We start from the raw sequence: 20,336 nt of genomic DNA on the forward strand, positions 1-20,336 counted from the left end.
AAGGCCGCGCCGGGCGACCGCGCATCGTAGCGCGTCGCCGCGGGCCCGAACATCACTCAATTGCAGCCGCTCGGCCCACATGGCCACGCGACTGACGATGGGGGTCTTGCTGATGGCCTTTGCCGCCCTGCTGATCCACCAGGCGCGCGGGCAGACCGAGTTCCACTTCCTGGTGTTCGTGTCGCTGTCGCTGCTGCTGGCCTACCGCGACTTCCGCGTGATCCTGCTGGCGGCGGCGGTAATCGCGGTGCAGCACCTGAGCTTCAACTTCTTCCAGCAGTGGGGTTGGAATGCGATCTGCTTCACCCATCCCAGCTTCAACATGGTGCTGTTCCATGCCGCCTTCGTAGTGGCGCAGACCGGCGTGCTGTGTGCGATCGCCTGGCGGCTGGAGCGCGACGCACGCTCCACCGACGAACTCAGCGCGCTGGCCGCGGGCATCGAGCGCGAACCCGGTTACCTGACGCTGCGCGCCGACGGGCACGAGCCCGACAGCGACTTCGCCCGCGCCTTCCGCAAGACGCTCGACACCGTGCGCCAGACGCTGCTGCAGGTGCGCCACGCCGCCGCCAGCGTGGCCGATGCCGCCGGCAATATCCTGGACACCAGCGCCACCGTCGCGCGTCGCACCGAAGACCAGGCACGCACCGTCGAGCACACCATGCAGGACATGCGCACGCTGACGCAAACCGTCCGCGCAAGCGCCGACCAGGCGCGCGGCGCCTGCGAGCTGGCCGAGGCGTCGAGCGCCGTGGTCGCGCGCGGCAGCGGCGAAATCCTGTCGGTCATCCGCACCATGGGCGAAATCAACGATGCCTGCGACAAGATCACCGAGATCATCGGCGTGATCGACAGCATCGCCTTCCAGACCAACATCCTGGCCCTCAACGCGGCGGTGGAAGCAGCACGTGCGGGGGAGCATGGCAAGGGCTTCGCGGTGGTGGCCGGCGAAGTCCGGCAGCTGGCGCATCGGTGCGGCGCGGCGGCCAAGGAGATCCGGGGGCTGATCAGCACCTCGGTCGAACACGCGCGCACCGGCGCCGAGCTGGTCGGCCATACCGGGGACGATGAACGAGGTGGTGGCCAGCATCGGCAAGCTCGCGACGCTTGTGGAATAGCTGGCAACGCTGGGAGACAGCCAGCGCAGCGGCATCGAAGGCATGGCCCGACGCGTGGCGGAAATCCAGGAAGCGTTTCGGGAGAATGCGGCGGTGGTGGCCGGCGCGGCCGAGGCGGCGCGGGCGCAGCGGGGCCAGACGGAGGGGTTGAGCCGGGCGGTGGGAGTGTTCCGGTTGGATAGCCACGGAGGGGCGAGGTCGACGCGGGGCCTCTTCACCCTTTTTTCGCACCTTTTTTGACATAAGTGTCAGAGGGCCGCTGCTGTGCATACAACACCCCATCTAGGCATTTATATCGTTGTTGTTAGTTATTTTTAATACTGATATGCATTAAGTTTCATTCTTGCAACCGCTTGGCCAGCCCGCCTCTTTCATCCTGACCACCGATGGCCTCAGCCAAAAGACTGAGTTGCGGTCACCCCTGCACATGGACCGCCCGATGTCTATCCACACTTTGTCCTAGAACAACAGCCTGATCCGGTACCTTTGGGGCACTCCCCTCATACCGCCTCTGTTCTGTCCCCGATATCGCCTTCTGCAAGTCCGGAACAGGCCCGATGCATTCCTGACGAGGCCCCGGATACCCGACATAGCCCGATATGGATGGCGCGCGCTGCAAGCCGGCGCCTGCAATGCCACCTTTCAATGCGGCCATCTGCTGTGCAGTGCGGCATTGCGCACGCTTCGATATTGACATCACGATTTCCCCGCCAGTCCAAGTAACAACGCTGCAACCGCACATACGGCGGCGGCCGGTGCCCAGCCTTGTCGGCGACTAAGAATTCACAATGAATTCAACGAACTAGAAACCGCTGGCACAACCATCGCTCTCTTATGACGCGGCGTGCATATCGCGACATAACGAAACTGTGATCCCGGGCGGCAGGCATCCGCGGCGCCTCTCCTGCGGCAAGCGTAGGACGGGCGATCTGACAGGCAGATCGTCCGCCGACGCACCGGCGAGACTCCCTTTGCAGGACAAGAGAGAGACCGACATGCCGAAGAAAGTCCTCGCTGTATTCGGGACCCGTCCCGAGGCCATCAAGATGGCACCGCTGATTCACCGGCTGCGGGAATCCAGCAATTTCGAGTTGCGGGTCTGCGTCACCGGACAGCACCGGCAGATGCTGGACCAGGTACTTCGGCTCTTCGAGATCGTGCCGGACTTTGACCTCAACGTGATCAGCCAGGGGCAGAGCCTGTCCGACATCACGACGCGCGTGCTGTCAGGCGTGCACACGGTGCTGGACCGCTTCCTGCCTGAAGCCTTGCTGGTCCACGGCGACACCACCACCACGCTGGCCGCCACGCTCGCGGCCTTCTATCGCAACGTCGCGATCGGGCATGTTGAAGCGGGACTGCGCACCGGCAATCTCAGCGCCCCCTGGCCGGAAGAGATGAACCGGCGCGTGACCGACGTGATGGCGTCCTGGCATTTCGCGCCAACGCTACAGGCACAGGAAACGCTGCTGCGCGAAGGCGTCGATCCGGTACGCATCAGCCTGACCGGCAACACCGGCATCGACGCGCTGCTGCAAGTCAAGGCCCGGCTGGACGCCGATGCCGAAATGCGGTGCCGGCTGGCGAGCCAGTACCCCTTCCTGGACGAGACGCGGCGGATGGTGCTGGTGACCGGACACCGGCGCGAGAACTTCGGTACACCTTTCGAACGCGTGTTCACCGCGCTGCGCACGCTGGCGGACCGCAATGCGGATATCCAGATCGTCTATCCGGTGCATCTGAACCCGTGCGTGCAGGGCCCCGTGCAGGCGATCCTGAGCGGGCACCCGAACATCCACCTGATCGATCCCCAGGACTACCTGCCGTTCGTGTTCCTGATGTCGCGCGCCTACCTGATCGTCACCGACTCCGGTGGCATCCAGGAGGAGGCGCCGGCCTTGGGCAAGCCGGTGCTGGTGACGCGGGAAACCACCGAGCGGCCGGAAGCCGTGGCCGCCGGTACCGCACGGCTGGTCGGCACCGACCCTGCTCGCCTCATCGCCACCGCGGAGCAGTTGCTGAACGACCCCGAGGAATATGCCTGCATGTCGCGCGCGCACAACCCGTTCGGCGACGGCCGCGCCAGCGAACGCATCGTCTTTGCGCTGCAGGCGGCGTCCCCGGAAGCGTATCGGGAATGTGGCGAGTCGGCCGATGCCGGCGTCGTCAGTCTGTAGCGAAAGACAAGGTTCAGAAAAATCAGCGGCCCAGCGCACCAGTACCCAGGCCCGGCCTGGCCGCTTCAAGCAAGAGGAGCAAGTCAATGAAGCGCTCACGTATGACACGGTTTGCGGCAGCGGCAACAGCGGTGCTCTTCACCGCCTCCCTTGCCTCGGCGCCCGCCCATGCCGCACTGACCCAGGATGCCGCCGCGGTGGCGGCCGAGACCCCGCTCTATCTCCCGGCGAGTCCGGCGGATCCCGGCGGGTTGCTGGGCTATGACCACAGCTTCCAGATCGACTTTGCGTACGAGGCGGAGAAGGGCAAGAACAAGGCAGCCCTCAAGGCCCTCAAGGATGAGCTGAAGGCGAGGAAGCCCAAGAAGCTCAAGGCCGGAGCCAAGGTGAAGGCGGGCACATACACGCTCGCGCCGGCGCCTGGAGCCGAACCGGACTGACCGGCTCTGCATGCTCGCGTACGTCGATGCGCCGCGGCGTTTTGCACACCGAGGCAACTTGTAGTCATCGCGCTGGGAGAAGACCGTGCTCTACCAATCCTATTCACTGCTGCGGCGAAGCAGCGTCCTGGTGCTCCAGCTATGCCTGGCACTGGTGCTCGCTTTGCCGGCAATCTCGCACGCCGCCACCAACCAGATCGCACTGCTGGTGCCGGACGGCTTCTCCCTTCCCGATCCGCGCGTGTCGGCCTGGCTCGATGGGGCCGAGGAAGAAGGCCTGAAGATGACCGTCATCACCGACAGCCAGTTCCAGCAAGGCACGACCCCGGCGCAATTCCCAGCCGTGATTCTGCCGGACCAGGTGCACGTGAACGCCAGCGATGCGTTGATCGCGGCGCTGGAGACTTACACCAGCCAGGGCGGCAAGCTGATGCTGGTCTACGACTTCGGCGCGCTGACCTCTACCGGCTTCTACGCGCCGCAAAAGAGCCGGCTCAGCAACCTTGCCGGCGTCGACTACGTGCTCTATGACCAGTTGCTCGGCAACATGATCGGCGTCGGGCCAATCACCGCGCTGGGCACCACGCTAAGGACGCTGCAGGTGCCGCCGGGCAAGTCGATGGTGTGGGACGCGAGCACGACCCCTCCCATCGAAGGGATCTCGGGCTACGTCTATGGCTTCCTGATCTATCCGAGCTTCGTCACGCAGGGCACCTATACCGGCTCCGCGCTGATCACGTCTCCGAACTTCGGGCTGGTGGCAGGGCTGCGCAACTTCGGCTCAGGCAGCGTGCTTTTCGTCAACCTGCCGCTCGCCTACCTGAAGGGACAGACCGACGGCATGCTGATGCACGGCTTCCTGCGCTACTTCGGCGGCAACCTGTTGAAGACGGCGCGGCTTTCGGCGCAGCCCAAGGCGCGCGGCGGGCTGGTGCTGAACTGGCACTTCTGCGCCGGCGACCAGATCGAGCCCGCGGTGGAGATGAATACCTGGGGCACCTTCGACGAGAACAATAGCCCGTTCTCCATTTCCGTGACTGCGGGCCCTGACCAGATCAACTTCGGCGACGCCCAGGGCATCAACCTGTCGCAAAACACTGCGGCAAAGAATTTGATGCTGTCCCTGCAATCGAAGGGGCACAAGATCGGCAGTCATGGCGGATGGATCCACGACTACTGGGGTGCCAACGCCAGCGAGACCAACCAGCCCACCTTCGAACAGTACGTGATGCTGAACAAGCAGAGCGTGGAAGGCGCGACCGGAAGCGCCGCGGTCGAGTACGCCGCGCCGCAAGGCAATACGCCGCAGTGGTCGGTCAACTGGCTCGAAGCCAACGGCAACACCGGTTACTACTTCGTGGGCCATACCGGGATGGCGCCGACGCGCAGCTATCGCGAGGGTGTGCTGTCGAACGACACCATCCGCGCCTTCCCGGTGATGCCGTTCGGGCAGTACGCGACGTTCGAGGAGTTCGAGGAATTTAACGTGCCCGTGGCCGACATCAACACCTGGTACCGGCAGCTCATCGATTTCGTGGCGAAGAACCGCACCAGCCGGCTGATCTACATGCACCCGGCGGGCGCTATCCAATACCCGAAGACGCTCAACGTCATCTTCAACAAGGCCGACAACGTGAAGGCAAACGGACTGTTCAACTGGTACACGATGGACACGCTGGCGAAGTTCGGCCAGCGGCGCCAGCTGACCGTCTGGCAGGCCACCGACAACGGCAACTCGTGGTCGTTCCAGGCCACCCATCCGACAGACATGACCGACATCGCCTGGGTGCTGCCGCGCACGGCATACACGCAGCCGGTGGTGACGCAGGGACTCGGCCAGGTGACATGGGACACCAACAACTGGATCGTGACTTCGCTGGGAGGCACCTCGCTGGCCTTCGTCGCCGGCAAGAAGTAAAGCGCAGGGACTCACCGCGGCCCGCCCCGGGGGCGGGCGCGCGGCAATAACACCCTGCGATGAAAGAACAATGAGGAGGGTCGTCGAGCATGCGTGCGACGTATCGCGTAGTGCTTTCACTGAGCGGGCTGCTCGTTCTTGCCACGCCCGCCCCCGAAACAGAAGCCACGGAAATTCCCGGGCGGGGGGAGGCCTTCGCCCGGGGAACGCCAGAAGCCGTCCCTAAACCGCTGCCCAAGCTCGTGGCCCATGCTGCCGCCGCACCGCCAGGCGCAACGGTGGAACTGGCAATGACGTCGCCGGACACGCTGGAAGAGAACGCGCGCATGGAGCCGGCAATGCGTCCGCCAGCGTGGACCAAGCCACCGGCGCTCGATCCACCGGCGCTCCAGCCGCCGCCGGAGCGGGCAGACTCGCAGGCGATCGTGCCCCCGCTGACGGTCATGCTGTTGCTGATCGTCGGCCTGGTGATCTTCTATGCCGTGCGCCACTACATGTTCACGCTGAACCGGCTGTTCGGCAGGCAGCGCCATCCCTACCTGGACATCGACGTCGCGGACTGGCCAAGCCTGACCGTGCTGGTCGCCGCGCACAACGAAGAGGCCGTGATCGCCGGCTCGCTGATATGCCTGCTGCACGCGGACTATCCCGTCGACCGGCTCACCATCATGCCCGTCAACGACCGCTCCTGCGACCGCACCCGCGAGATCATCGACGACCTCGTGCAGCAGTACCCGGGGCGCATCACACCGTTCCACCGCACCGGCGGCAAGCCCGGCAAGGCGGCCGCGCTCAAGGATGCGAGCGATGCCGTCGCCAGCGACATCATCGTCGTCTTCGATGCCGACTACCTGCCCCCGGTGGGCCTGCTCAAGCAACTGGTGGCACCCTTCTTCGATCCCGAGGTGGGCGCGACCATGGGCCGCGTAGTGCCGATGAACGCGGGCAGCAACCTGCTCACGCGGCTGCTCGACCTGGAACGCTCGGGCGGCTACCAGGTCGACCAGCAGGCCCGCATGAACCTGGACCTGGTGCCGCAGTACGGCGGCACCGTCGGCGGCGTCAGGATGCGGGCGTTGCACAGCGCCGGCGGCTGGCACGATGACGTGCTGGCCGAAGACACCGACCTGACCTACCGGCTCCTGCTGGCCAACTGGAAGACGGTCTACCAGAACTGGTCGGAGTGCTATGAAGAGGTGCCCGAGACCTGGCCCGTGCGGGTGCGCCAAATCATGCGCTGGACCAAGGGCCACAACCAGGCGCTCTATCGGCACGGCTGGAAGATGGCGGTCTGCCGCAACCACGGGCTGTTGGAGAAGATCGACGGCGTGGCGCTGCTCGGCATCTACATGATGGCGCCGCTGATGCTGTTCGGCTGGCTGCTGGCGATCCTGCTGTTCTATGCCGGCGGCCTGCCGCTGTTCGGTGAAGCGGTGATCCTGTTCGCGCTGATGTCGTACGGGACGCTGGGCAACTTTGCCGCCTTCTTCGAGATTGCCGCCGCAGTGTACCTGGACGGCAGCCGCGAACGCATCCGCCTGCTGCCGCTGAACTATTTCGGCTTCCTGGTCAGCATGCTGACCGTGTCGCGCGCCATCCTCAGCCAGGTCGCCTTCGATTACCTGCTCCGCCGCGAACTGCGGTGGGACAAGACCACGCGTTATCGCCAGAGGAGCTGAACATGTGGCCCCTGCTGCTTGGCATCCTCACCATGCTGGTCTTCGGGTTGCCGCTGGTGCCGGCGGTGCTTGAATGGCGGCGCCGGTGCGACGTCCGGCCGCTGGCGATCGATAGCGAACACACGCTGGATGTCGCGGCCGTGGCCGCGGTCTTTCGATCGATGGTCGAGCGGCAGGACGAGAAGTCCGGCCTGCGTGGCGTGGCGCACCCGGTCAGCGCCTTGCGGCCTGTGGTCCACGTGACGGGCACATTCATGCCGACGGCGGCAGAAGCGTTCATCGGCGTCTGTGCGCGCACCATCGTCGCGAGCGGCTCACTGGTGCTTCCGGACAGCTATACGTTTTCCCGGGACATCTACGGCCGGCGCGGTATCGCCACGGGCCGGAGGAATCGCATGCAGGTGCTGCTGTCCGAAGGCGAGATCCTGATGCGCAGCGGCAGCGAACTGCAGCGCTGGGCGCACGCGCGCAGTGTCCATGTCGAGCCGCGGTGCCGCTTGCTCGGACCGCTCTCTGCCCTCTACTCAATTCGTCTCGAAGACGACTGCGAATTTACCTCGGTCAGCGCCGCGGTGATCGGGTTCGGGGCGCGTCATCTTGCCGCGCCGCCCGACATGGACGCCACCGCCCCGCCCGGGGGAGACTGGGCGCATGCCGTGCTGAATCCCCCCGAAGCCTCGCACGGCCGCTGGCTGGTAACGCACGATCTGACGTTTCCCGCCAGCACCCTGTATCGCGGCGACCTTGTCGTGCATGGCGACTTGTGGATCGGCTCCGGCGCGCGCATTATCGGCAGCATCAAGGCAAGCGGCTGCATCTGGTTGGGCTCGCGGGTGCGCATCGACGGTGCACTGATCGCAGGGGGCGCCATTTCCGTGGCCCGCGAGTGCGTCATCGCCGGGCCGGTGGCTTCCGAGCGCGAGATCGATGTCGGGGCGCGCAGCACGATCGGCGCCGCGAACAAGCGCACCACGGTGGTGGCGCCGGTGCTCCACGTGCGGGTTGGCACGGTAGTTTATGGCACGGCATGCGCCCCGGAGGATGGAAGGGTCGTATCCGATAGTCACGTAGCCAAACCATGACGCGCCCTTACCCACCATGAAAACACTGCTCGCGCTGCTCCTGATCCTTGCCACATACGTCCACCAGCCGGCGGGCGCCGCCGAGCTCACGCTGACCGACTACCAGCGTCCCGACGGGGCGATCACGACCTACTTCGCTGGCGACTCGATCGATCCTTATTTTGCGGCCAAGGCACTGCTGGCCGCACAAGACGCGGGCATGACCACCAGAGCCGCCGCCACCCGCTGGATCGCATGGCTGCTGCCGCGCCAGCACGCCGACGGCCGCTTCGACCGCTACTGCATGAAAGGCCAGCGCTTCGTGACCTGCCAGGAGGCTGACGCCGACGACGCGCTGATGGCGGCCTGGATGGAACTGCTGGTCCGCAGCGCGCCGCCCAAGGGCATGCCGCCGGCGTGGCAGGCCAGCTTCGACAAGGCCAGCCGGTACCTGGACACCCTGCGCGACGCTCGCTCCGGCGTCTACTACATCTCGGCCAAGCTCCCGGTGGCCCTGCTGATGGACAACGTGGAAGTCTCAAGCGCCTTCAAGGCTGCCAGCCACTATCGCCAGCGCCACGGAGACGCCGTAGGCGCCGCCGGCTGGAGGCGCAAGGCCGAACAGCTCGACAAGGACATCCTGCGCGTATTCTGGCGCCCCAACCAGGGCTATCTGGTCAGTACCCAGCCTCGCGAGCAGTTCGAGTTCTATCCCGACGCCGTGGCGCAGATCTTCCCCATTCTGGGCGATATCCAGCCCGCGAACCGGCCCCATGCCGTCGCTTACCAGTCATGGATGAACGAGAACCGCTGGGCCTGGTTGCAGATGTCCGAAGTCGATTTCCCCTGGGGGCTGGTCGCCCTGGTCGCCGACAAGATGGGAGACAAGGACGCCATCGCGTGCTGGCGCCTGCGTTCCATCCAGTTCCGGCATGGCAAGCACTGGAATGTCTTGGAGGAGGCACTGTACCTGGCGTTCGAGTCGCGGCTGAGTCCTGAGCAGGCGATTGCGCCGCCTGCGCCAGGCTTGCGGTGTCGCTGATTTGCACCACATCGGGCTAAGACATGCGAAACGCGTCACCACCGAGCGAGCCATTATCGACTGATCGCCGCGAAGCAGTGTATGGTTCAACAGCAGCATGCGGGCCGGAGGGTCCTGACGGGCCCCTCCGGGCGACATCGACCAGAAGATCGACAGGATACGCATGGCGAAGCTCTCGGATACCAGAACCCACGGCGCTCGTGCCCTGCCCCTGCTGGGCATGCTGGCACTGCTTGCCGCCACCGATGTCCGCGCCCAGGCAGAAGCTACCCCGCCAAGGACGTTCGCGCCCTTGCTCACGGGTTTCGTGGAAGGCGGCCTCGGCCACGCCAACCTCACCGGCGACAATGCCAACTGGAACGACCAGTACCTGCGAGGCGGGGTCAACTTCACCCCGAAGGATTACGTGACCGGCGAAATCAGCCACCAGAGCCACTTCGGCGACCAGGGCACGTTCTTCGGGCTGGGCTACACCCGCACCTTCGACGAGAACTGGTACGGCTTCCTGAGCGCCGGCACCAGCGCGGGCGGCTTCTTCCTGCCCGAGGTCCGGGTCGACGGCCTGCTGTTCCGCAAGCTGCTAGAGAAGAAGAACCTGGTCGTGAGCGCCGGCTTCACCTACTACCGCGCCAAGGAGGTCTATACCGACAAGACCTTGCTGCTGGGCCTGACCTACTATTTCGACGCCCCCTGGATCATCCAGCTCGGCGCGCGTCTCAACCGCAGCGATCCGGGCAATGTCCGCTCCAATCGCGGCATAGTCGCCGTGACCTACGGCCGCGACAAAGACCAGTTCATCACCCTGAAATACGACGGTGGCAGCGAAGCCTACCAGCTCACCGGCGAGCAGGCCCTGCTGAGCGACTTCAACAGCCATGAAGTCTCGCTGACCTGGCGCAAATGGTTCACCAAGCGCTACGGCATCAACCTGCGCGCCATTTACTACGACAACCCCTCCTACACGCGCAAGCAAGCGGAAATCGGGGTCTTCGCGGAGTTCTAGCCCGGAGTTCTAGCCATGACGCACCCCACCGGACACACTGTTGCCACACGCGACCAGAGCGACGCCCTTGGCCTGACCGTCCTGTGCCTGGCCCGGCATCGTTCGCTGGACCACCTGACCCTGTCCGTCCCCGCGATCGCGGGAATCCTGCTGGTGCCGGTGGCGTTCAATGTGGCCGAATGGATGCTGCGCGACCGTATCAGCGGGGTGTGGGCGGGGGTGCTGCGCTTCTGGATCGACAAGCTCGGCATCGAGGGCAGCGTCAGTGAGCAATTGACGCGGGTGGCGTGGTTCGACTTCAACCTGCCCTACACCACTGTCGTTGCCCCGGCGCCAGACGTGCTGACCTGGTGCATAACGCTGATCGGCACGCTTGCCGTTTGCCTGATGACGTTTCGGATACGGGACCAGTACCTGCCGCTGCGGTATTTCCTGCTGTTCGCCGTGTTCATCCAGGCCACGGCGCTTCTGTTCTTCGCGGTCGCGCCGCAGAGCTTTCCGTACTCGGCCAGCAGATACGTGGACAACGGCGTGAAGACCTGCGCCAGCTTCTTGTTCCTGTTGCCGTGGGGGCATGCGCTGGTCTACTACATCTTTGACTTCTCGTGGCCGAAGAAGATATTTCTGACACTGCTCACGCTTGTGTTTGTCGTGATCGCGGTGCCGATGCAACTGGCGTTGCACGTTTATCTGATGGTGTCCTGTTCGTTGTTGCAGATGCCACTGCTGTCGTTTGTGTTCGGGCCGACGATGCTGGTGTTTGGGTGTATTGCGTTGTATGGGTGGGCGATGAGTTGGGAGAGGGTTGAGCGAAAGGTGTAGAAGCCGAAGGCGTCGCCTTGGTACGTTGCCCTTATGCCAGGAGCGCGCGCAACTCACGCTTCATCGCAGGAACCGCCAGGCTCGCGCTCTTCGCGAGATTCACCTGCATGGCCATCGCCGCCACCTCAATGAGCCTGGGATCGATCTCGTAGTCCCGCTGCTGCAGCCACACCAGCACATCCCGCAAGTGCCACAGGACGCTGCTGCCTTCGTGCACAGGCGGCGGGAAGGATTCGGGATAGCCGAGCATCAGCTTGCGCATGTTCTGGCGGGACATGCCGACGATGTCGGCGATGTCTGTCAGGCCCACGAGATCGGGGGCGGCTTCGATCAGGATGGCGGAAGGCATTGCACGCCTGGCGTCGGCCAGGGCGCTCAGGACGGCGGCGTTGGCAGATTCGGCTTCGCGGTTGAAGGCCAGCGCAATCCTACCTGTCAGCCCTGTACCAGCGATTGCGTCCTCACATCCTGCTTCGTACAGGCGTTCTACCAGCGTGTCGGGGTCGTTGTCGTCTGGCGACAGTTGGTATTTGAGGGTGAAGGCGTAATCCATGGCTATTCCCTGGTCTGCAATTTGAGCAGCGTTGTCTCTTCGTACGAATGCGAGCAGTTGTCCACGATCCGCCTGATTGCGTTGGCATGGTTGGCCGGACGCTTTGGCGTGCTCCAGATGCTGGAGATACAGAACTCGCCGCAGCGGCATCCCTTGTCGTTGCGAGGGCAGTAGATACGGCCCCACGCATGTCCGTTACCCTTCGCCTTCTCGACGCGCCAGCCTTGCAGTTCGGCATGTCTTAGTGTTGCCTCGATCTCCTTCTTGGGGTGCTTGGCACGGACCATTCGTATCTCCGAGGCTAGAGGGGCAACGAGCGGTTGTCAAGCGACAACCACTAGACAAGCAAATTCCGAGGGGATCGGAGAATTGTCGTTGCACGGGGCTCGGGCGGGCTTGAGAGGAGTCTGCAATCGGCGGCCGTATCAGCCATCAAGCCAAGTGGACGGCATGGGCGGGGGCCTGCGACACGTAGGATGCCTGCACCCCTTCGTCGCGTGGTGGCCAGACAGACCACGCGGAAATATGTGCGGGTGGTATGAGGTGGTGGTGCGGTAGTGCGTCAATCTGTCGGTGATCGCTGACAGAAGAGGTTTTGCTTTGCCATAACTGGCCCGGCGGAAACCATCTTCACGCCGGGCATGCCCCACATTTAACTGCCCTTCCATTCCGGCGAGCGCCGGCTCACGAACGCGTCTACCCCTTCGCGGAAGTCGCTGCTCCCGTAGCACAACCGCACCAGGTCATCCGTATCGGCCACCGCCTCCACGGTCTGGCGCCGCAACGCCTCCTTGACCACCGTCTGCGTAACAGGCGCCAACGCGGCGAGCCGGTCGCATAGCGCAGCGACCTCGCCCTCCAGCGCCTCGGCACCATAAACACCTTCCAGAAAACCGCAGGCCAGCGCGGCGTCGGCATCCAGTATCTGCGCCAGCAGCAGCATGCGCCGCACCGGCTGCAGCCCCCAGGCCGCGCGCAGCTTGGCGAGGTTCAGCGCCGACAGCGTGTTGCCCAGCGTGCGCGCGATCGGCACGCCGAAGCGGGCCTTGGGGGTGGCCACACGGAAGTCGCAGGCAGTGGCGATGGCCAGGCCGCCGCCCACCGCCCAGCCCTCAATGACCGCCACAGTAGGTATCGGCAGCTGTTCGACAAGGCGAATGCCCTCGTCGATGCGCGCTTCGTAGGCAACCCCGTCGTCCCCGTTCGAGAATTGCTGGAACTGTGCGATGTCGGTGCCCGCGACAAAGGCTTCGCCGCCCGCGCCGCGCAGCACCACCACGCGCACGCGCGCACTGCCGTCAGCGGCGAGCGTGCGGCAGTGCGTGGCGAGTTGTTCGTACATTGCCCATGTCATTGCATTACGCGCGGCCGGACGATCGAACGTCAGCGTCGCGACCTGCCCCTGCACCGTCAGCGTGACCTGACCGTCGCTGCCCGGACCGGCTTCGCGCTGGCTCGCCGCTGGTTGACCGCCTCCCGGCGGCAGCGCGGCGTTCATGCGCCGAACGCGCCGGCCGCGGCCAGCGACTGCTGTTCACCCTTCGACAGCCCCAGCTCGGCCAGGACTTCTTCTGTATGCTGGCCAAGCAGCGGCGGCGGACGACGTACCTGCTGCGGCGTGCCGCCCATCTTCACCGCGAAGCCGATATTGGGCACCTTGCCCTCGATCGGATGGTCGATCTCGATGCGCATCTGGCGGTGCCGGCCATGCTCGCTGTCGAAGGCCTGCGGGTAGGTCAGGATCGGGCCGGCCGGGATGCCGACTTCGAGCAGCTGCTCGATCCATGAGTCGGCGCTCTGCTTGGCGAAGGTCTCCTCCAGCGCTGCGATCAGTGCCGGCCGGTTGGCCAGCCGCAGCGCCACGGTGGCAAAGCGCTCATCCGCGAGCAGGTCGGGCCGGTCGAGCGTATTGCACAGCAGCTGCCAAAGCTTCTGGTTGGTGGCCCCCATGACAAAGTAGCCGTCGCCGGCCTTCATCGCCTGGTAGGGCGCGCTCATGCGGTTGGCCGTGCCCAGCGGCTCGGGCTCGCGGCCCGTGCCCCAGTACTCGCAGGTGTCCCACACCGAGAACGCCAGCGCGGAGTCGAACAGCGACGCATCCACGTACTGCCCCTTCCCCGTCTCCTTGGCACCGATGTACGCGGCCAGCATGCCGTAGGTCGCGAACAGCGCGCAGCCGATATCGGCCACCGGCACGCCCGCCTTCACCGGCGGGCCGCCCGGGTAGCCGGTGACGCTCATCACGCCCGACATGGCCTGCGCCATCAGGTCGAAGCCGGGCCGCCCGGCCCACGGTCCAGTCTGGCCAAAGCCCGAGATGCTGACGTAGACCAGCTTCGGATTGATCTTGGCGAGCGTCTCGTAGTCGATCCCCAGACGCTTCATCACGCCAGGACGATAGTTCTCCACCAGAATGTCGGCCGATTCCGCCAGGCGATACAGCACCTGCCGCCCGGAATCGGTCTTCAGGTCCAGCGTGACGCTGCGCTTGTTGCGGTTCATGTTGAGGAAGCCCATGCTGTCCGAGCCCTTCATCTTGAACCCCATCGAGCCGCGCGTCTGGTCACCGCCGTCGGGCGGTTCGATCTTGATCACGTCGGCGCCGAGGTCGGCCAGCAGCATGCAGGCATAGGGCCCGGCCATGACCTGACTGACGTCGAGCACGCGCACGCCGGCCAGCGGCAGGTTGGATGCAGGCGCTTGTGCGCGGGAATCGCTGAAATCTGTCATCGGTTGCTTCCTGGAAAATTCGATATAGCGGCGTGCATGGGCGCGACGGCTCCTGGCCATCAGCTTTCAGCTTTCACGCCGGCGTCCTTCACGACCTTGGCCCACTTGGTGGATTCGGACGCGATGAAGGCGCCGAACTGCTGGCTCGAGCCGCCGGAGTCCTCAGCGCCGAAGCTCTTGAGCCGCTCGGCAACGTCGGGCATGGCCAGCACGCGGTTGACGTCAGCATTCATGCGCTGCACCAGCGCCGGCGGCATGCCCTTCGGGCCCACCAGGCCGTACCACGACGCCGCGTCCAGGCCGGGGAAGCCGGATTCCGCAAGCGTCGGCACATTGGGGTGGCTGGCCGCGCGCTTCAGCCGGGTCTGCGCGATCGCGATCACCTTGCCTTGCTGGATAAAGGGGGTGGCGGCGGTCATCGTGTCGAAGGCATAGTCGATCTGGCCGCCGATCAGGTCCGCCACCAGCGGACCCGAGCCCTTGTAAGGCACGTGTACCACGTCGAGCTTGGCCTGCAGCCGGAACATCTCCAGCGCCAGGTGCTGTGCCGAGCCGATACCGGACGAACCGAAGGAAATCTTTCCAGGCTTCTGGCGGCATAGCGCCACGATGTCCGAAACGCTGCGCACCTTCTGTTCCGGACGGCAGGTCAGCATGTTGGGCGTGACACCCACCATCGAAATCGGCGTGAAGTCAGTGCGCGGGTCGTACTTGACGTCCAGCAGCGCCGGGGCGATCGCATGGCTGTTGACATGCGCCATCAGCAGCGTGGTGCCGTCAGGCGGCTGCTTGGCGACGTAGGCGGCGGCGATCGCGCCGGTCGCGCCGGGCTTGTTTTCCACCAGTACGCTGGTGTTCCACATCACGCCCAGCTTCTGCCCGATCACCCGCGCCAGCACGTCAGTGCCACCGCCGGGGGCAAAGCCCACCACGATGCGTACCGGGCCGGCCATATCCGCAGCGCGCACGAGGCCGGGCATCGCCAGTCCGGCTGTTGCCGCCAGAATAAATTGTCTGCGCTGCATTGCGTGTCTCCGAGCTAGTAGTTATGGAGCCATCATCCGCAATGCGCCCGCCGCGGGCTATCGCTATTTGGGGGATTCAGGTTTCGCGTTTGCACCTCCAGCGCGCTGAGCGCCGCCGAGGAAAGTGCGCCATGGGGCCGGTGGCACAGCACGAATTGTCGTTCTGCCCATGGCTCGGCAATGGGCAGCCGCACGAACCGGCTACCGCCCGCCACCTCGCGCGCAATCGCCTCCGGCATCACCCCGCCACCCAGGTTCTGCGCCACCAGCGCGGCGATGCTGTCGAAGCCCCCCACGCGCATGCGCATGCGCAGCACGCGGCCGGCCTCCTCCGCCAGCCGCTCCAGCCCGATCGAGATTGCCGAGCTTTCGCCGAGCACGATCAGGTCGCAGTCCAGTACGTCTTCCGACATGACCTTGCGGCGCCGGGCCAGGGCATGGCCGCGCGCTACGACCAGCACCAGCCGGTCAGTTCGATAGGGCTCGGTCGGCAGGTCGACTACGCCCAGGCTGCCTTCGTAGATACCTATGTCCACGGTGCCGCGGCGCAGGGATTGCTGGACTTCCAGGCTGTTCATTTCCTGCAGGTCGATGCGGACGCCGGGGCAGGCAGTGGCGCAGCGTTGGATGTCGAAGGGGAGGAACTGGATGACAGCGGACTTCGGGGCGGCTACGCGGACCACGCCAAGGTCGCCGCCGACGAAGGAGGCGGCGTCGTCCTGCATGCGCTGGACCGTGTGGGTGATGCCGCGGGCGTGGGCCAGCAGGGCGCGGCCGGCTTCGGTCAGGGCCATGCCGTGGGGAAGGCGTTCGAACAGGGAGACGCCGAGTTGGGATTCCAGTTCGAGGATGCGGCGGGAGGCGGCGGCTGGGGCCAGGTGGAGGCGTTCAGCGCCGCGGGTGATGCTGCCCTGGTCGGAGACGGCGATGAAAAGCTGGATGGTGGTCAGGTCGAAGTGGAGGCGCGGGGTGCGTGGAGCCGAGGATGTCACGATGGGCCGTGCTTAGGTAGGCGGGCTACCGATGAGGGAAGTGGAAACCGTTTCGAGCGCCTTGGAATGCGGTGCACTGGGCCGTCTGATTTTCCCCTCATCGAGCTGGGTCGGCAACTGCGGATTTCCCGCGTCCGCGAATTCCACCCTCCCAATCGGGAAAGCTCAGATAGTCACCGGCTTGTCGAAGGCACGGTGCCAGCTGTGAATTTCCACGCTTTCGCGAAGGCCTTCGATCCAGAAAGGATCCGATTGAAGCAAGATTTCGACTTCCGAGCGATTGGATGCCCGGACGATCCACAGGCCGCCAACCGCGTCGGCCTCCGCCATTTCGCGCAATGAGCCGGCGATCAGAATCGCGTCGCTGTGCCTGGCGATCCAATCGAGGTGGGCCTGCAAATGAGCACTGCGCAGGTCGAGTTGACCGGGCTTGTCGTGGAAGCGAACGGCGAAAAGCATAAGGTTTTCCAATATTCGTCGAGATCAGTGCCTCGACGGAAATCGGCAACCGCGAAGAAGTCAGCGCTTCGGCCATATAGCGTATCAGCTGATCACCATGCCCGCATGGCGCAGAGGAGACCCACGGCCGAGCGAGACAAAATCATCCGACAAATTCGCCAGACCCTCAAATGGATTCACATTTGCCATTATGATGACATTACATTTCGTCACTCGATGAGCAAATAGATGAGCGCACCAGTCCCAGCTGCCGAATCCCGTATTGCCGTACTTGTCGACTGCGATAACACGACACCGGACATTCTGGAATACGCCCTCCGAGTCGTTGCCCAGTTTGGGCGCGTTGTTCTCCGTCGTGGTTATGGCAATCAGAACACGCTGGGCAAGACGTGGCAGGAAGCGCTAGTTCGACTGGCATTTACGCCGTGCCTTCAGTATCAATACGCGGCCGGCAAGAACACCGCCGACATCGCGTTGGCGCTGGATGCGCTGGAGGCAATGTTCGACCACCGGGCTGACAAATTCTGCCTGGTAACCAGCGACTCTGATTTTGCCTATCTCTGCCGCAAGCTCCGTGAGCGTGGCGCGACGGTCTGCATCGTTGGCGAGTCAAAAACGCCGGAAGCGCTTCGCAATGCCAGCGACCAGTTTTTCGAGTGGAGGCCGGCCGCCACGGCGGCTACCGAGACTGCCGCCGGTGCGCCCGCGCACACGAAGCCGGACGTGCCAAAGCAGCCTGCAATCAAGCGGCGGCCCCGGTTCGTGGTGGAAGCCATCAGCTTGCTTGCGAGCAACACATCTGAAGGCCGCGTGCATCTCAGCGCGCTAGGACAGTACCTCAAGCGTACCGACCCCAGCTTTTCCCCTGCCAGTTACGGGCATTCAGGTCTGGTGGACATGCTGAAGACGTACGACCTTCTCGCTCTGAAAAGAGAGGCAGGTGGTCACTACACGGTAGAATTGGCTGAAATGAGATTGACCGACGCAAACGCCAGTGCCACGACTTCGTTAGCAATAGGCAGTTAGGAGCTCCCTTCGGCGCATTGTGCCTTGCTCTCACTGGCCAACGGCCGACCGGCCCCTGACCTGGCGCCGCGGGGAGATACTCCATGAGTGGGATGGACACCACAGGGTGAAAGGTGACAGATCTATTTCTGATCCCGAATTAGATCTGCCCCTTTTTTCTCTCTCTCCCTGACGTTGCGCATGACTGCCCAAATGCCTGGCGCATGGAGGCCACTGGCTGTCGCGATAGTACGTCCACTTATCGGTGGTCGCTGGCGGAAGAGTTGTTGCTTAGCCTAGTCAATGGTGCTGAACACACCTCTTACAGCGACTCAGCCACGCTCGTCAGCCCGTGGTTCTTTGCGCCCATAGCTCTCGCTATGGCCGGGTAACGCGCAGTCATACAAGACCCGCAAGGGGAAAACTGCGGGCCGTCTGTGAGCGGTGTTCAAGTACCTGGCCGCCCTATGAACAGGGGCGATTCCACATTCTCACAGGAGTTGGCTATGGCAAAGCTATCGGCTCGCGCACAGGTGCGCACTCTCAAGACGGGGCGTACTTCTTATCCGGTTGCTCCAGGCGAAAGCAACAACTTTACTGGGCTACGGGCAATCCCGTGGATTCGATTGCGGGGTGTTTGGCTGGAGAAAGCTGGCTTCAGCGTTGGGCAATTGCTGAAGGTTAAGGTACAGCACAATGGAGGTGACCCGCTTTTTCGGACAGTGCCTATCTTGAGTAAACAGGAGGTGCACTATGCCGAAAACGCGCCCACCGTACAGCACTGTCTTCCGTCAGCAAATGGTTGACTTGGTCCATGCAGGTCGCCGCCCCGAAGATCTGGCCAAAGAATTCGAACCCACGGCTCAGACCATTTACAACTGGGTTGCACAGGCCGAGCGTGACGCAGGCACACGTCATGATGGCCTGACCAGTGCCGAGCACCAGGAGCTCACACGGCTACGCCGTGAGAACCGGCAGCTCAAAATGGAGAGGGAGATACTTGCAAAAGCCGCGGCTTGGTTCGCCCGGGAGACCGACTCGCTGCCCGACAAGGGTACGAATTCATGAAGGCGAACCAAGCTCGTTATCCGCTGTCCACCATGGCCCGGCTGCTTAAGGTCTCGCGCAGTGGGTTCCATGCGTGGAACGGGCGTAGCCCGAGCCCCCGTGTCGTGCGTGACAAGCTGCTGCTGGTGCAGATCCGAGCAATTCACTCGCACTCCTGCGGCACCTATGGCGTGCCCCGGGTACACGCGGCTCTGCTGCGTCAGGGCATCCGGGTGGGGCGCAAGCGCGTGGCGAGACTGATGCGTGAGGCCGGGCTGCGCGGGGCATGCCGGCCACACTTCATCTGCACGACGCACCGCGCAGCGCGGGCCAGACCCGCTGCCGATCTGGTGCAGCGGCACTTCCGTGCTGAGGCCCCCAACCAGCTTTGGGTTGCCGATGCGACGTACATTCCGACCAAGGCCGGCTTTTACTATCTGGCTGTCGTCCTCGACGTATACAGCCGACGCATCGTGGGCTGGGCCATGGACAACCACCTGCGCACCGCGCTGATGTTGCAGGCGCTGGACATGGCGCTCGCGCAGCGACATCCCACGTCGGTGATCCACCATTCGGACCAGGGGTGCCAGTACACGTCGGTGGCCTTTGGCCAACGCTGTCGGGATGCGGGCGTACGCCCCTCCATGGGTTCAGTGGGCGATGCCTACGACAACGCCATGTGTGAGGCCTTCTTTGCCACGCTCGAGTGCGAATTGCTGAACCGCTCGCACTTCGCCACCCACGACGACGCCCGACAGGCGTTGTTCACTTGGATTGAGGGCTGGTACAACTCGCACCGCTTGCACAGCGCCCTGGGCTATCGTTCCCCGCAGGAATTTGAAAAGCTGCCTGTCAATGGCATGAATCCGGCGCTACACCGGGCCTACACTGCCCCATCACAAGGAGGAAACCCATCGACATAAAATTCCAATGCGAATCTGTCCGATGAAACGGGGTAACCCCACAAGAAGGTTGTTATTTCAATAGAGTGAAGCGAACGGCCAAGTCGGTGGCGACCTACGGACGCCCCCTATCGACCCCTCTCAGTCATCCAAGCGCGATGTACCGTAAGGCGGCTTCCAAAGGGTTATCAGTCATCCGTCTCTGCTGTATCGTCCAATGTTACGGCCGGCCTTGAGGAACCGGCGCGGCCTCTGGCTTCGCCTGCTGCAACACCGCGAACAGTGGCGCCTAGCCGCCACCGTGATCGGCGGCCCGGACCGCCGCGCGCAAGGCGCTCGCTGCATTGCGCAGGGTGCTTGGCT

Annotated in this window: 19 protein-coding genes; 12 read left to right on the forward strand and 7 right to left on the reverse strand. The window is 64.1% G+C overall.

From position 1 onward, the window contains the following. Positions 1 to 79 precede the first annotated feature (79 nt). The 9 genes from AC10V3_RS17745 (at position 80) to AC10V3_RS17785 (ending at position 11,260) form a co-directional block, all read left to right on the forward strand. Positions 80 to 1,300 (forward strand): methyl-accepting chemotaxis protein, encoded by a 1,221-nt coding sequence (locus AC10V3_RS17745; RefSeq protein ID WP_490922681.1) that lies wholly within the window; start codon positions 80 to 82, stop codon positions 1,298 to 1,300. An 813-nt stretch (positions 1,301 to 2,113) separates the two neighbouring features. Continuing rightward, positions 2,114 to 3,295 carry a non-hydrolyzing UDP-N-acetylglucosamine 2-epimerase gene (gene wecB / locus AC10V3_RS17750; RefSeq protein WP_490922682.1) on the forward strand — a complete coding sequence of 394 codons (1,182 nt, stop codon included), beginning with the start codon at positions 2,114 to 2,116 and terminating at the stop codon, positions 3,293 to 3,295. A gap of 86 nt (positions 3,296 to 3,381) precedes the next feature. After that, positions 3,382 to 3,735: a hypothetical protein gene (locus tag AC10V3_RS17755; protein WP_022536621.1), complete on the forward strand. Its 354-nt coding sequence runs from the start codon at positions 3,382 to 3,384 to the stop codon at positions 3,733 to 3,735. Between the two features lie 85 nt (positions 3,736 to 3,820). Beyond that, entirely contained in the window at positions 3,821 to 5,653 is a 1,833-nt protein-coding gene (locus AC10V3_RS17760; RefSeq protein ID WP_490922684.1) for a polysaccharide deacetylase family protein, read from the forward strand. A gap of 290 nt (positions 5,654 to 5,943) precedes the next feature. Next, on the forward strand, positions 5,944 to 7,332 hold the full coding sequence (locus AC10V3_RS17765) for a glycosyltransferase family 2 protein (protein WP_490922685.1): 1,389 nt from the start codon (positions 5,944 to 5,946) through the stop codon (positions 7,330 to 7,332). A gap of 2 nt (positions 7,333 to 7,334) precedes the next feature. Next, the gene (locus AC10V3_RS17770; RefSeq protein WP_022536624.1) at positions 7,335 to 8,414 is read left to right on the forward strand and encodes a bactofilin family protein; all 1,080 of its coding nucleotides are present in this window, start codon (positions 7,335 to 7,337) and stop codon (positions 8,412 to 8,414) included. 16 nt (positions 8,415 to 8,430) lie between these two features. Next, positions 8,431 to 9,435, forward strand: coding sequence for a hypothetical protein (locus tag AC10V3_RS17775; RefSeq protein ID WP_022536625.1), 1,005 nt, complete (start codon positions 8,431 to 8,433; stop codon positions 9,433 to 9,435). 163 nt (positions 9,436 to 9,598) lie between these two features. Beyond that, complete coding sequence (locus AC10V3_RS17780; protein ID WP_022536626.1) at positions 9,599 to 10,438, forward strand: YaiO family outer membrane beta-barrel protein; 840 nt, start codon at positions 9,599 to 9,601, stop codon at positions 10,436 to 10,438. 15 nt (positions 10,439 to 10,453) lie between these two features. Next, positions 10,454 to 11,260, forward strand: a complete 807-nt coding sequence (locus AC10V3_RS17785; RefSeq protein WP_022536627.1) for a hypothetical protein — start codon at positions 10,454 to 10,456, stop codon at positions 11,258 to 11,260. A gap of 31 nt (positions 11,261 to 11,291) precedes the next feature. On the opposite strand, the gene AC10V3_RS17790 is transcribed toward AC10V3_RS17785, so the two are convergent. The 7 genes from AC10V3_RS17790 to AC10V3_RS17820 all read right to left on the reverse strand — a co-directional run bounded on the left by AC10V3_RS17790 (position 11,292) and on the right by AC10V3_RS17820 (position 17,019). Then, on the reverse strand, positions 11,292 to 11,813 hold the full coding sequence (locus tag AC10V3_RS17790) for a helix-turn-helix transcriptional regulator (protein ID WP_022536628.1): 522 nt from the start codon (positions 11,811 to 11,813) through the stop codon (positions 11,292 to 11,294). 2 nt (positions 11,814 to 11,815) lie between these two features. Continuing rightward, entirely contained in the window at positions 11,816 to 12,100 is a 285-nt protein-coding gene (locus AC10V3_RS17795) for a hypothetical protein (protein WP_490922688.1), read from the reverse strand. 365 nt (positions 12,101 to 12,465) lie between these two features. Continuing rightward, positions 12,466 to 13,311 (reverse strand): enoyl-CoA hydratase/isomerase family protein, encoded by an 846-nt coding sequence (locus AC10V3_RS17800; RefSeq protein WP_490922690.1) that lies wholly within the window; start codon positions 13,309 to 13,311, stop codon positions 12,466 to 12,468. Beyond that, complete coding sequence (locus AC10V3_RS17805) at positions 13,308 to 14,543, reverse strand: CaiB/BaiF CoA transferase family protein (RefSeq protein WP_490922692.1); 1,236 nt, start codon at positions 14,541 to 14,543, stop codon at positions 13,308 to 13,310. Before AC10V3_RS17805 ends, AC10V3_RS17800 begins: the two co-directional genes overlap by 4 nt. A 59-nt stretch (positions 14,544 to 14,602) precedes the next feature. Next, positions 14,603 to 15,568, reverse strand: a complete 966-nt coding sequence (locus AC10V3_RS17810; protein WP_022536632.1) for a Bug family tripartite tricarboxylate transporter substrate binding protein — start codon at positions 15,566 to 15,568, stop codon at positions 14,603 to 14,605. Positions 15,569 to 15,600: 32 nt separating this feature from the next. Then, positions 15,601 to 16,560, reverse strand: coding sequence for a LysR family transcriptional regulator (locus AC10V3_RS17815; RefSeq protein ID WP_490922694.1), 960 nt, complete (start codon positions 16,558 to 16,560; stop codon positions 15,601 to 15,603). Positions 16,561 to 16,725: 165 nt separating this feature from the next. After that, positions 16,726 to 17,019 carry a YciI family protein gene (locus tag AC10V3_RS17820; protein WP_454752446.1) on the reverse strand — a complete coding sequence of 98 codons (294 nt, stop codon included), beginning with the start codon at positions 17,017 to 17,019 and terminating at the stop codon, positions 16,726 to 16,728. A 228-nt stretch (positions 17,020 to 17,247) separates the two neighbouring features. Between AC10V3_RS17820 and AC10V3_RS17825 the strand changes: the two genes are divergently transcribed. The 3 genes from AC10V3_RS17825 to AC10V3_RS17835 all read left to right on the forward strand — a co-directional run bounded on the left by AC10V3_RS17825 (position 17,248) and on the right by AC10V3_RS17835 (position 19,994). Further along, the gene (locus AC10V3_RS17825; protein ID WP_490922695.1) at positions 17,248 to 18,045 is read left to right on the forward strand and encodes an NYN domain-containing protein; all 798 of its coding nucleotides are present in this window, start codon (positions 17,248 to 17,250) and stop codon (positions 18,043 to 18,045) included. A gap of 485 nt (positions 18,046 to 18,530) precedes the next feature. Then, entirely contained in the window at positions 18,531 to 18,830 is a 300-nt protein-coding gene (locus AC10V3_RS17830) for a SymE family type I addiction module toxin (protein ID WP_490922697.1), read from the forward strand. Next, positions 18,778 to 19,994, forward strand: a protein-coding gene (locus tag AC10V3_RS17835) for an IS3 family transposase (RefSeq protein ID WP_414225148.1) whose coding sequence is annotated in 2 segments (ribosomal slippage) — positions 18,778 to 19,027 and positions 19,027 to 19,994 — 1,218 coding nt in all. Because the reading frame shifts where the segments join, the coding sequence is not laid out codon by codon here. The genes AC10V3_RS17830 and AC10V3_RS17835 overlap by 53 nt, the downstream gene beginning before the upstream one ends. Positions 19,995 to 20,336: the final 342 nt, after the last annotated feature.

The organism is Cupriavidus sp. PB-02 (assembly GCF_058252315.1).